This window comes from Flavobacterium rhamnosi (genome assembly GCF_048286515.1).
In the GTDB taxonomy this organism is placed as follows: domain Bacteria; phylum Bacteroidota; class Bacteroidia; order Flavobacteriales; family Flavobacteriaceae; genus Flavobacterium.
This window is the reverse complement of sequence record NZ_JBLVPS010000007.1, coordinates 113,142-126,801: the sequence shown is the minus strand read 5'-3', so window position 1 is coordinate 126,801 and position 13,660 is coordinate 113,142. Positions and strand designations below refer to the sequence as shown.

The following is a 13,660-nucleotide window of genomic DNA, read 5'->3' as shown; positions in this document are numbered from 1 at the left end:
TTATTGCACCACTCGATTTATTTGAGTGAAATTTTTCTCGTAATATTTTTCTTTGGTAGAGGAGATGATTACTCCGTTACTCACTGAAGAATGAATGAATTTAATTTCTCCTTCGCAAACTTCAACTACCATTCCTACATGATTAATTTGACTTCTCCCATTGGTCTTAAAGAAAATTAAATCCCCTTTTTGAGCCTCTTCAGTATTGATTCTAGTCCCATAATCAGATTGTTCTCGTGAGGTTCTTGGCAACTTAATATCAAAAGCTTCAAAAGTGGTACACATCAAACCGGAACAATCAAATCCAGCTTTAGAGGTGCCTCCTGTACGGTATCGCGAGCCTATATTTTCTGAAGCCCGTGCTATCAATTGATCTAGGAATTCATTACTAAAAGTTGGTCTTGAAAATTTTTCAGTTTCTACATTATTACTATCGGAAATTGTATTTTTGAAGTGATAATTTCCAGATGCTTCATCTCTGTTTTCAGTGTTTAAAGCCAGGTGATTATTTGAAGAATCGTCTTTACGAATATTTAATCTATACCCTACCGGAAGAGAGTTCTTAATCTCTGGGTTTTGTTTTTCCAATTCCTGAACCGTCATTCCGTACTGTTTTGCAATACCATATTTGGTTTCTTTCGGCAACACTTCCCGAACGATCAATTCTGGTATTGAATTCATCCCATTTGGCTGAGGAATAACAACCAAATCTATTTTTAGTAAATCATTTTTTGGTTGAACAGTTGCTGCTTCAATTTTCGACACAACAGCAGCTTCATTAGGAATAACCACAAGCTGTTCTTTTGTCTCTTCTTTGCTTTGTCGCGCAACAACAGCCATTTCGGTTGCTACTGATCCATTTCCGGGAATATTGATTTTTTGACCAACTCTAAGCGATTTAACACCTATTGTTGGATTAGCTTTATCAAATTCCCTGATTGTAATCCCGTACTGTTTGGTGATAGAATACTTAGTTTCTTTCGGTAGTACTTCTCTTGAAAATTTTTCTGAAGTCTCACTTACAGTTTCACTCTCTGGGGAAACAGCATCAATTTCTATTTTTGCTGACGCTTTTTTTGATGGAAGAAGAACTGCTATTTCTGTTGAAGATGCGTTTACAGGAATGTCAATTTTTTGACCTATTTTCAATCCTGAAGATCCTAAGGTTGGATTGGCTTCGTTTAATTCTTTTAATGTAATTCCGTATTGTCTTGCGATTCCGTATAGTGTCTCTTTGGCAAGCACTTCGTGTTGCTTCTGGGAATTGTTTATTGCAATCTTAGTTTTAGAATTAGTGTTTTTTGCAGCAGAGATAGGAATTAATACTATAGAATTAAGTTTTAATAGATTCTTGGCTTTTGGATTTAATTTAAAGATTTCACTTTGCTTTACATCATATTTTTCAGCAATACTTGAAATAGTCTCCCCTTTTACGATGGTATGTTTCTTAGTGCTTTCCTGAGAAAAAAGTATAATAGTATTAAAAAAAGCCAGTGTTACAATAAATCTTAAACTCATATTCATTTATTTCAAATTACTTACCCCATTGTATTCCCCTTAGTAATTTCGGGATATAATTATTAAATCTCACTAAGGTTTTCTACTCAACTTCAATTCAAAAAATTCTTATCTCTTTTGTAAAAAAGAGGGCAAGAAGGATTTATTTTAAAATCGAATTGAATTTGTTCTTAAACAGTAACGCATTACGTACCTAAGGTATTGTTGCGTTGGAAATAAACATTCTAATGAAGTGATGATTTGTATTTACAATCAAAAAAAGCTTCGCTGAAAAATTTATCTACAAAAAAGCTAATTTAAGTTATAAAATTAAAAAAACAATGATTTTTTTTGATTTTAACGTCTTAAAAAAACAAAACAGCTATTTTTCGGCATTTTTCAGTGCTTTTTAGAACAAAAAATTACATTTTTTATAAAAATGGTTCTACCGTTAATTTCACAATAGTGAAATCTAATGAAATTCGTGTACTTTATTTCTAGTTCCCACGGGAACCTAATGCCGGTATAGAATCACATTTTTCCTCAGGAAAAAATGCGCTAAAAGAACTAAAATTTGATTGAATTAAGCAACTATACGTGAAAAAATAATATTAATTTTAAACTTATAAAAACCTTTTAAATGAAAATATGTCTTTTAAAAAAATAATTTTAATCTTAATCCTCTCTCCTGTATTTTCGATTGCCCAAAATATAAAAGGTATCGTGATTGCCCAAAAAAGCAGGCTACCCATTGAAGATGTTAATGTAGCTGTGAAGAAATTTAATGTAAGCTCAGTAACCGATAAAAAAGGTGAATTCAACATAAACATTTCAACGGGATTCCAAGAAAACGACACTTTATACTTTTCTCATGTTGGCTATTTAACAAAAAAGGTTTTGTTTTCAGAATTAAAAAAAAATAATTTTTTGATTTCTATCGATCAAAATATAGAATATTTAGATGGTATTACACTTTCCGCTAATAAAAAACTAAAAGCAAAATTATCCTTTACAAAATTGACTCCGTTAAAACATGCACTGTCTTCTTTTGGTTCAATTTTAAAAGACAGCAAAATCTACATAATCGGGGGTGATGCTTCGTTTAAAACTGATGCGTGGAAAAAAGTAACTTATGAAAATCCTGATCCAACTATGGAAGACTATTTGAGAGAACTCCGTTTTCAGTTTTCCGGACAATCGTATAAAGGCGACCTACTAGTTTATGATATAAAGACAAATCATTGGGAAACATCAACACTGAAATTTAGAAAAAGAGCGCATCATAACCTTAATTACTTCAACAACACAATATATGTCATAGGAGGTAAAAGAACATCTAAAAATGGCAAGTTTGAATTTTTGGATGATACAATTGAAGTATTTAGTATGGATAAAAAATCAATTGCTATTGACAACACCAACCCTCATCAAGCAGCCGACTTTTCTTCATTTACTTATAATGACAATATAATTGTATTGGGAGGCTCACTAAAAATGAATGATAATGGAGCAAAAGTATATTCTAATAAAGTCCATTCTTACAATATAAATTCTGGTTACTGGTATCAGTTAACAGACATGCCTACAGCGAAAGAAACTGATGGAGTTCTGATTAAAAACAAAATCTACCTCATTGGAGGCTTTAATACGAAACCCTTGTCAACCATAGAGAGTTTTGATCTACTTACAGAAAAGTGGCAGACTGAAGGCGAATTATTTCGTGGAATGGAAAAACCTGCAATTGCTTATAACGAAACAACTATCTATTTTTTTGAAAATGAAAGGATATATACATACAATATTGAAACCAAAGAACTAAAGGAATACCTAATCAGTTTACCAATGAAAGCCTCTAAACTGCATCTATCGGATAACAAATTATTTTTACTTGGTGGTTATATTGAAAACGACTATTCTAAATACCCCTCACCGAATCTTTTCAGCATTGATATCAATGAATTTGAAAACACAAACCCAAGTAGGTATAAAATTTTATAAAGCAATCATAAAACAAAAAACTCCCAAGTTACCTTGAGAGTTTTTACTATAAATATTGAATTTACTTATGCATTACTGGCAGCAGCAATTAAATTTAATGCTGAACCGGCTACGAACCAGCCAATTTGCCCTTCGTTGTAAGTGTGGTTTGCCAAGATAACATCCTTGGTTCCATCAGCATGAACAAATTCTATTGTTAGTGGTTTTCCTGGAGCAAAATCTACTAAATCCGTAAAGTTAATAACATCATCTTCCTGGATTTTATCGTAATCTGCTTCGTTCGCAAATGTCAATCCTAAAAGACCTTGTTTTTTAAGGTTTGTTTCGTGGATACGAGCAAATGATTTTACTAATACCGCTTGAACACCTAAGAAACGAGGTTCCATAGCCGCATGTTCACGAGAAGAACCTTCGCCATAGTTATGATCTCCCACAACAATAGATGGGACTCCAGCTGCTTTGTAAGCACGTGCTACAGCAGGAACTGCGTCATATGTTCCCGTTAATTGATTTTTAACTGAATTTGTTTTTTCTGTAAAAGCATTAACTGCTCCAATCAACATATTGTTTGAAATATTATCTAAGTGACCACGGAAACGTAACCATGGACCAGCCATAGAAATATGATCTGTAGTACACTTTCCGAAAGCTTTGATCAATAATTTAGCTCCTGAAATATTTTTACCGTCCCATGGCTGGAATGGCGCTAATAATTGCAAACGATCTGATGTTTCGCTTACAGCGATTTGAACTCCTGATCCATCGGCAGCCGGCGCTTGAAAACCTGCATCTTCTACAGCAAATCCTTTTTTAGGTAATTCATCACCAAAAGGAGCGCTTAATTTTACCTCTTCACCATTATCGTTAATCAAAGTGTCTGTCAAAGGATTAAAATCTAAACGACCCGATATTGCTAATGCAGCAACCATTTCTGGTGAAGTTACAAAAGCGTGTGTATTTGGGTTACCGTCAGCACGTTTAGAGAAGTTACGATTGAAAGAGTGTACAATAGTGTTTTTCTCGCCTTTTTCTGCTCCAGCTCTGTCCCATTGTCCAATACATGGCCCACAAGCATTTGTAAATACTTTAGTTCCCATTTTTTCAAAAGTAGCAATAATTCCATCTCTTTCGATAGTATATCTAATTTGCTCAGAACCTGGGTTGATACCAAATTCAGCTTTTGGGCTAATTCCTAATTCAACAGCTTGATTCACGATAGACGCAGCACGTGCCATGTCTTCGTAAGAAGAATTGGTACAAGAACCTATCAATCCCCACTCTACTTTCAAAGGCCATCCGTTTGCTGCAGCTTCCTCTTTCATTTTAGAAACCGGAGTTCCTCTGTCTGGAGTAAAAGGACCATTAATATGTGGCTCTAATTCAGAAAGGTTAATTTCGATTACCTGATCAAAATAAGCTTCTGGATTTGCGTATACTTCCGGGTCAGCCGTTAAGTAAGAAGCTACATTGTCAGCAGCATCAACTACATCTTGACGACCTGTTGCAGAAAGATATCTTCTCATAGACTCGTCATAACCAAATGTAGAAGTAGTAGCTCCAATTTCAGCTCCCATATTACAAATAGTTCCTTTTCCTGTACATGACATTGAAGTAGCTCCTTCTCCGAAATATTCAACAATAGCACCTGTTCCCCCTTTTACAGTAAGAATATCGGCTACTTTAAGGATAACATCTTTTGGTGCAGTCCAACCTGAAAGTTTTCCAGTTAATTTCACACCTATTAATTTTGGGAATTTTAATTCCCATGACATTCCTGACATTACATCTACTGCATCAGCTCCACCAACACCAATAGCTAACATCCCTAATCCACCTGCATTTACTGTATGTGAATCCGTACCAATCATCAGACCTCCTGGAAAAGCATAATTCTCCAAAACGATTTGGTGAATAATTCCTGAACCTGGTTTCCAAAAACCAATTCCATATTTATTAGAAACTGAAGAAAGAAAATCAAAAACTTCTTTTGATTGTGTATTTGCTACTGCTAAATCACTTGAAGCTCCAACTTTTGCCTGGATCAAGTGATCACAGTGAACTGTTGTAGGCACAGCAACTGTTTTCTTTCCTGCATGCATAAATTGTAATAATGCCATTTGAGCTGTTGCATCTTGACAAGCAACTCTGTCTGGAGCAAAATCAACATAATCAGCACCTCTTGTAAAAGCTTTAGATGGAGTTCCATCCCAAAGGTGGTTATATAAAATTTTCTCTGTTAAAGTAAGTGGGCGACCAACTATCTCACGTGCTTTATCAACACGAGTTGTCATGTTGTCGTACACTTTTTTAATCATTTCAATATCAAAAGCCATAATATATAGGAATTGTTTGTTATTTGTAAGGCAAATTTAGGAATTAAACACGAGAATTAAAAAGAATTTAATAGAAGTCATATTTTGAAAAATTATTATTGCAAAATAATAATTTACACTGCATTAAATTAATAAAATAATAGATTTTTATACCAAATAATAAACAATCGACAATATAGCATCTTTTTTTTAACAAAGTCGAAATTGAATGTTATATCAATAAGCCCTTATCCCACTATTTCACGCATAATACGTTTCTAAAATAGCTAAATACTGATCATATCAATTTATTGATGATCATTTCTTCTGTAATTCCTTCTGCATCAGCTTTGTAATTTTTAATGATTCTATGACGCAAAATTCCAGTTGCCACCGCTTTCACATCCTCAATATCAGGAGAGAATTTTCCGTTGAAAGCGGCATTAGCTTTGGCAGCTAAAATTAAATTTTGCGAGGCTCTCGGACCAGCTCCCCAATCCAGATAGTTCTTTATAAATTCATTAGATAACGGATTATCCGGTCGTGTTTTACTTACCAATGTAACCGCATATTCAATAACATTATCAGCAACAGGAATCCTGCGAATCAAATGTTGAAAGTCAGTGATTTCTTGTGCCGTAAATAACGGATTTATTGTGTTATTAATATCTGAAGTCGTACGTTTTACTACTTGAACTTCTTCTGAAAAAGAAGGATATTCAAGTTTTATAGCAAACATGAATCGGTCTAATTGTGCTTCGGGCAAAGGATAGGTCCCTTCCTGTTCTATAGGATTTTGAGTTGCCAAAACAAAATATGGCAAATCTAATTTGTAGTTTTCCCCTGCAATGGTGACCGAACGTTCCTGCATTGCCTCCAATAAAGCTGCCTGCGTTTTGGGTGGCGTACGGTTAATCTCATCGGCCAGAATAATATTCGAAAAAATTGGTCCTTTTATAAATTTAAATCTTCGGCTTTCATCTAATATTTCACTCCCTAAAATATCCGATGGCATCAAATCCGGAGTAAACTGAATTCTTTTAAAATTAAGACCTAAGGCTAGCGCCAAAGTATTTACCATTAATGTTTTTGCCAATCCGGGAACTCCTACTAACAAAGCATGACCGCCAGAGAAAATACAAAGCAAAATTTGATCTACCACTTCATCCTGTCCTACAATGATTTTTGCTATTTCGTTTTTTAGTTCATTTCGTTTTTGAACTAAGTTATGTATTGCTGCTACGTCAGACATTTTGAAATGTATTTTAAATTAAAAAGAGTTAGCGTTATGAATTCATAAAGCTAACTCTTTTTATTTATTTTATAAAAATTATTTTTTTAACCAGTTGTTTGTAAAACTACAATCCCTGTATTCTCCAATAATTTTAATGTAGGTTTCTTTGATTTTCTCATCAAACCATTTTCCGATAGCTTTGATTTGTTTCTCTTTTAACGCCAATTCTTTAATTTTAATGTAATCCTTAGCGTAATCTGCTGTATGTTCATTTATTCTATTAGTTACAGTAACCAACTTGAATTTTTTCTTTCCTTGCTCATCTTCCATGAACGGCGCAGTAATTTCTCCTTCTTTCAAATTTGAAACCTGACTGTACAAAGTAGGATCCATTTTTGTTAATTCAAAACGAGTATCCTGTGTTTTTGGGTTAATTAGTGCTCCACCGTTTGCTCTGGTTTCTTTTTCATCAGATAGTGTTCTCGCTGCATCCCCAAAGGTAATCTCCTTATCCACAATTCTTTTTCGAATTAAAGTAATTTTTTCTTTCGCCTCGTTCAATGATTCTTCAGAGACAGCTGGTGTCAATAAAATATGACGCAATTCTATTTCCTGCCCTTTTATTTTTTCTACATATATAATATGATAGCCAAAATCCGTTTCAAATGGAGCTGAAATTTCTCCTTCAGCAAGACTAAAAGCGATATCTTTAAATTCTTTTACGAATGGTGTTTTACGATTCATTTTATAGTATCCACCATTAGATCTTGAACCCGGATCTTGCGAATACAAAACTGCTTTTGTAGCAAAGCTGGAACCTTCTTGAATTTCTTTTTTGAAACCATTAAGTCTGTCTATCACTTTTTGTTTCTCCACATCAGAAACTTTAGGAGTAATCACGATTTGTGCTACTTCCATTTCTGCGCCAAAAAGAGGTAGATCAGCTGCAGGAATTGTTTTGAAAAAATTACGTACTTCTTCAGGCGTAATTTCCACTTCATCGACAATCTTTTTTTGCATTTCAGAAGTCAATTTACCTTCTTTCAAAATATCAAAGAAATAAGTTCTAAATTCTTCCTCAGAATTTTTCTTGTAATACGCTACCACTTTCTCCAAGGATCCTAATTGATCTATCATGTAGTTCAATCGATCGTCCATCATACTTTTTACTTCAGAATCCGTTACTTTGATACTGTCTTGTATCGCTTGATGCGCATACAGCTTATCCTCAAGTAATTTTCCCAACATCTGACATCTTGTAATATCTTTTATAGAACCTTGTTGGGCTACAATTTCCAAATAAGACTTATCAATATCTGAATCTAATATAATGTAATCACCAACTGTAGCAATAACACCATCAATTTTCAATTTTTGATTAGATGAAGTTTTAACAACAGTAACAACTGCACTGTCTTTTATAATCTCCTGAGCACTCATAATAGCACTTAAAAAAAACATAAGACAAAAAGTAAGTGCAATTTTATTATTTATGAATCTCATTTGTATTGTTTTTAATGGCATTTTTTAAATTTATTTTTATCGTAAACTATCGTTATTTTTCTGTCTTCAAATCTGTTTTGAGGAGACCATTTTAATTTTGGCCAAATATACACTTTAAGAACCAAGAAATGAATTGAATTTACAATACAATTACTTACATTTCTTTAAACTTAAAACGAACAAAAATAACAATTCAATTACATAATACAAGTTTCCTTACTAGTATTAACAAAAATTTATAAACGCATTTATTTATTACCTTAATAACTCCGTAAATCGGACAGAAACTGTTCTTTACAGACAAAATAGAATCATTAAAATCCTCTTTCAATAATTGCCAACGGGTATTTGTAAAAACCTGTTTTTATTTTTTTTTCAATCATTTCCTTCTAATTTACTCCTCAACACTTTTTCGATAAAACTCTGACTATGAATTAAAAACATCAAAGTACTTCATACTTGATTCCGAGAAGCGACTAAACACACCCCTTAAAAGCCACTTAAATTTCTCATTTTTAGGGACGTATTCAAAAAGTTGTCAACACTACAACGTTTTCGAAAAGAATTAAAAGAACTCTTACGCCTGTCGTGTAAGAATTTGTATAAATTAGCTAAAAAAGTAACATTTTATATAAAAAATTGATCTAAAAATAAATTTATACTAATTTTTTAATTCATTTACTTCTATTTTCATAATACCGAATTTTATTTAAAATTTAAAATTAAAAGAAACATAACCTTAGGTCTATATCGCATTCTATTACTAATTCATATTAACCAAATCTATTAACTAACCCTAAATTATTCATTTTATGAAAAAACCAAATTTTAAAATCTATCTATTATCTGCTTTACTTGTTGGCTTGTACTCTTGTAGTTCAAATGAAGACATGGTTAATGATTCCGCTGCAGCAGCGTCACAATTCAAAGTAATTGATGTTACTCACCACGACGGTCGCCCATTCAGCACTGGAAAAACTACCACTTCAGCCACGGGAAGGTATGTTGCAAATCCTGGAGGAGGCGTTATGATGCAGGCTTTCTACTGGGATGTCCCTGCAGGTGGAAACTGGTGGAACACCCTTACTACTAAAATAACTGATTGGTCAAATGCAGGTATTGGCTCTGTCTGGCTTCCTCCTGTATCAAAAGCACAAAACGGCCCTTTTTCAATGGGATATGACCCTACTGATTATTTTGATTTTGGAAATTACAATCAGAATGGCACTGTAGAAACCAGATTTGGCTCCCGTACAGAATTAGAAACTCTGATAACGAAGGTCCATACCGAAAACATGCAAGTATATGCTGACATGGTACTCAATCACAATAGTGGAGGACAATTAGAGAACAATCCATTTACAGGAACTCAAACCTATACAAACTTTACTGGTGTAGCTTCAGGAAAATTCCCAAGAACTAGTGCCGACTTCTACAAAAACGCTTACGGAAATAATGACGAAGGTGCTTTTGGAGGATTCCCAGATTTAGCTCACGTTGTGCCAAATGTACAAGACTGGCTTTGGAAAAGAGCAGATGGCGTGGGTAAATATTACAAAAACACAATGAAGTTCGACGGCTGGAGATTTGATTATGTAAAAGGCTTTGCCCCTTGGGTGGTCAACGACTGGAATGCTAATGTAGGCGGTTTCTCTGTAGGGGAATATTGGGATTCGAATGTAAACACATTGGAATGGTGGGCTAATAATGCCAATAGTTCTGTTTTTGATTTTGCTTGTTATTATAAAATGAACGATGCATTTGACGGAAACAATTTAAACCTTTTAAATGACGACATGATGTGGAAAAGAAATCCATACAAAGCCGTTACTTTCGTCTCCAACCACGACACCGATGAAATATGGAAAAAAGAGTTAGCTTATGCATATATTTTAACACATGAAGGATACCCGACTATTTTTTACCGCGATTATGAAGAATGGTTGAATAAAACAAAAATGAATAACCTAATTTGGATCCACAATAATAAAGCTACAGGAACCACCTCCGTATTATATACTGATACCGATGAATATATCGCAAGAAGAAATGGTTACAACGGAAATCCAGGATTAGTAGTTTACATTAACAACTCATCAACTTGGCAAGAAAGATGGATTCAGACAAATTGGAGCAATGCACAAATTAAAGATTTCACGGGTAATTCAACTTGGCTTCCGACAACACAAGGTGACCAATGGGTGAAAATACAATGCCCACCAAATGGCTATTCCGTTTGGTCGATTAACATGTAAAAAATAAATAATCTAACGGCTGTCAGAAATGACAGCCGTCTTTTTTATCACACACCTCCTATTTACTACTTCCAATTTTGATTCAAAATTTTTCAGAAAAATATTTTAAAATTAACTTAATCAATTAAGAGTATACTATTTTTTTAATTGGCATTTATAAATAGTACTTTTGCAAACTATTTAAATGAATATGGGCTTTTTAGAAGAAATACAACGCAGAAGAACTTTCGGGATTATCTCACATCCTGATGCCGGAAAAACAACACTTACTGAGAAACTCCTCCTTTTTGGTGGCGCGATTCAAGAGGCGGGTGCTGTAAAAAATAATAAAATCAAAAAAGGTGCTACCAGTGACTTTATGGAAATTGAACGCCAGAGAGGTATTTCGGTTTCTACTTCAGTTTTAGCATTTAATTATGAGGACAAAAAAATAAACATTCTTGATACTCCTGGACACAAGGATTTTGCCGAGGATACATTTAGAACCTTAACAGCTGTTGACAGTGTTATTGTTGTAATTGATGTGGCCAAAGGTGTTGAGGAACAAACAGAGAAATTAGTGGCTGTTTGTAGATTGCGTAAAATTCCAATTATCGTATTCATTAATAAATTAGACAGAGAGGGAAAAGATGCTTTTGACTTAATGGATGAAGTGGAACAAAAGCTGGGCTTAACAGTTACGCCACTCAGCTTCCCTATAGGAATGGGTTATGACTTCCAAGGAATATATAATTTATGGGAAGAAAACATCAATTTATTTAGCGGTGACAGCCGCAAAAATATAGAAGAAACAATTGCTTTCTCAGATGTTAAAAATCCGGAATTAGAAAAAATTATTGGTGAAAAACCAGCCTATAAATTACGTGAAGAATTAGAGTTAATTGATGAAGTATATCCTAAATTTGATCGTCAGGATTATTTAGACGGAAAATTACAACCTGTATTTTTTGGTTCGGCGTTAAATAATTTTGGTGTTCGCGAACTTTTAGATTGCTTTGTTGAAATAGCTCCTTCTCCAAGACCAAAAGATTCCGAAACTCGATTAGTAGATCCAAAAGAAGAAAAAATGACTGGATTTGTCTTTAAAATCCATGCCAACATGGATCCAAAACACAGAGACCGTCTCGCCTTTATAAAAATCGTTTCTGGAACTTTTGAAAGAAACAAACCATACTATCATGTTCGGTTAAAAAAGAATTTAAAATTCTCTAGTCCAAATGCTTTTTTTGCAGAAAAGAAAGAAATCGTAGATATCTCTTATCCCGGTGATATTGTAGGCTTACATGACACTGGAAATTTCAAAATTGGAGATACTTTAACAGAAGGAGAAATCATGAGTTTTAAAGGAATCCCAAGTTTCTCTCCAGAACATTTCAGATATATTAATAATGCTGATCCCATGAAAGCCAAACAACTTGACAAAGGAATTGATCAGTTGATGGACGAGGGTGTTGCACAACTATTTACACTGGAAATGAACAACAGGAAAATCATCGGAACTGTTGGTGCGCTCCAATATGAGGTTATCCAATATCGTTTAGAGCATGAATACGGCGCAAAATGTACGTATGAAAATTTCCCGGTCCATAAAGCATGTTGGGTCAAGCCCACTGACCCAAAAAGTGATGAGTTTAAAGAATTTAGAAGAATTAAACAAAAATTCTTGGCACATGATAAATACGGGCAATTGGTGTTTTTAGCTGATTCAGATTTCACCATCCAAATGACACAGAATAAATATCCAAATGTTAAATTATATTTTACTTCCGAATTTGAGTAAAATTATAATCTCAAAAAAGTCACATAAAAAAAGGCTGTGCAAAATTTATTTTTTGGACAGCCTTTTTTGTATTGAGAAATTAATTTAAGATTAAGCAACCATACTTTCCAAGCTTACAGCTTTTTTTAAGAAAGCCTTGATTAACAAACGGTTTGGAGCCGTTCCAGAAGTAATCACTTGTTTTTTTGTATTTGTCCCTTCTGTCGAAATCACATTGTTTGGATCTTGTTTCGAACCCATAAACCATAATACAAAGTTCATAGTATTAGAAGAAGAAATTGTTGAAACATTTTCTTGTTTTACAGTACTAACAACTTCAGTAGCACTAGCGTCCACAATATTTTCAGTTGATTGACCAAAAACAGAAACATTAGAAAATAAAATAATAACTAACAACACAAAAATATTGCTGCTATTTTTACTACCTTCTTGTTGTGAAAAATACTTCATTTTTATATTTTTTTTAAAAATTAAATAAGATGTTTCTCTTATTCTTAGACGAAACTAAAGCATTAAATTTCTATTAAAAAATATTTTCGATAAAGCACCTTAATAATCGTTTAAAGCCCAAATTTGTTATTTATATGTGAAATTTAATAGTGGGTTAATAGTCGGCTAACACAATATTTATAAAGGAAGATTCTTTGTTAGAAGAAGGATAGTAGGGACTATATGAAATAAATCGCTTATACTATAAAAGGAGAAGTGGTATCCGAATCAATACTTATCTTAAATAAAAGAGGCTCCAAATGGAGCCTCTTTAAGAATATTATGCTTGTCCTGCCGGACCAAAATTAAGCGGAATGGGCGCTTGTTCAGTGTCTTTGATTTCGCCATGAGCGACTTCAAAACGGTGAATATTTTCCCCAATTGCTTTCAATAATCTTTTAGCATGTTGTGGCGTCAAGACAATTCTTGATTTTACCTTAGCTTTAGGAATACCAGGCATGATACTTACAAAATCTAAAACAAACTCTGATGAAGAGTGATTTATTATAGCCAAATTGGAATAAATCCCTTCAGCAATTTTTTCGTCTAACTCGATATTAATCTGTTCTTGTTGTTGATTTGAATTGCTCAT

9 protein-coding genes are annotated in these 13,660 nt (G+C 33.6%); 3 read left to right on the top strand and 6 right to left on the bottom strand.

Features of this window, described 5'->3' with window-relative positions:
- Nucleotides 1-1,518, bottom strand: a complete 1,518-nt coding sequence (locus tag ACNQGN_RS08095) for a LysM peptidoglycan-binding domain-containing protein (protein WP_417987322.1) — start codon at nt 1,516-1,518, stop codon at nt 1-3.
- A gap of 627 nt (nt 1,519-2,145) precedes the next feature.
- On the opposite strand from ACNQGN_RS08095, the gene ACNQGN_RS08090 reads away from it, so the two are divergent.
- Nucleotides 2,146-3,495: a Kelch repeat-containing protein gene (locus ACNQGN_RS08090; protein WP_417987321.1), complete on the top strand. Its 1,350-nt coding sequence runs from the start codon at nt 2,146-2,148 to the stop codon at nt 3,493-3,495.
- 65 nt (nt 3,496-3,560) lie between these two features.
- On the opposite strand, the gene ACNQGN_RS08085 is transcribed toward ACNQGN_RS08090, so the two are convergent.
- From ACNQGN_RS08085 to ACNQGN_RS08075, 3 genes are all read right to left on the bottom strand, one after another.
- Nucleotides 3,561-5,828, bottom strand: a complete 2,268-nt coding sequence (locus tag ACNQGN_RS08085; RefSeq protein WP_417987320.1) for an aconitate hydratase — start codon at nt 5,826-5,828, stop codon at nt 3,561-3,563.
- Nucleotides 5,829-6,105: 277 nt separating this feature from the next.
- The gene (locus ACNQGN_RS08080; RefSeq protein ID WP_417987319.1) at nt 6,106-7,059 is read right to left on the bottom strand and encodes an AAA family ATPase; all 954 of its coding nucleotides are present in this window, start codon (nt 7,057-7,059) and stop codon (nt 6,106-6,108) included.
- Nucleotides 7,060-7,137: 78 nt separating this feature from the next.
- Nucleotides 7,138-8,565: a peptidylprolyl isomerase gene (locus ACNQGN_RS08075; RefSeq protein ID WP_417987318.1), complete on the bottom strand. Its 1,428-nt coding sequence runs from the start codon at nt 8,563-8,565 to the stop codon at nt 7,138-7,140.
- Nucleotides 8,566-9,356: 791 nt separating this feature from the next.
- On the opposite strand from ACNQGN_RS08075, the gene ACNQGN_RS08070 reads away from it, so the two are divergent.
- Nucleotides 9,357-10,799, top strand: coding sequence for an alpha-amylase (locus ACNQGN_RS08070; RefSeq protein ID WP_417987317.1), 1,443 nt, complete (start codon nt 9,357-9,359; stop codon nt 10,797-10,799).
- A 190-nt stretch (nt 10,800-10,989) separates the two neighbouring features.
- Nucleotides 10,990-12,579 (top strand): peptide chain release factor 3, encoded by a 1,590-nt coding sequence (locus tag ACNQGN_RS08065; protein ID WP_417987371.1) that lies wholly within the window; start codon nt 10,990-10,992, stop codon nt 12,577-12,579.
- 90 nt (nt 12,580-12,669) lie between these two features.
- Here ACNQGN_RS08065 and ACNQGN_RS08060 read toward each other — a convergent pair whose 3' ends face one another.
- Nucleotides 12,670-13,029: a hypothetical protein gene (locus ACNQGN_RS08060; protein ID WP_417987316.1), complete on the bottom strand. Its 360-nt coding sequence runs from the start codon at nt 13,027-13,029 to the stop codon at nt 12,670-12,672.
- A 319-nt stretch (nt 13,030-13,348) separates the two neighbouring features.
- Nucleotides 13,349-13,660: a DUF3467 domain-containing protein gene (locus ACNQGN_RS08055; RefSeq protein ID WP_073354716.1), complete on the bottom strand. Its 312-nt coding sequence runs from the start codon at nt 13,658-13,660 to the stop codon at nt 13,349-13,351.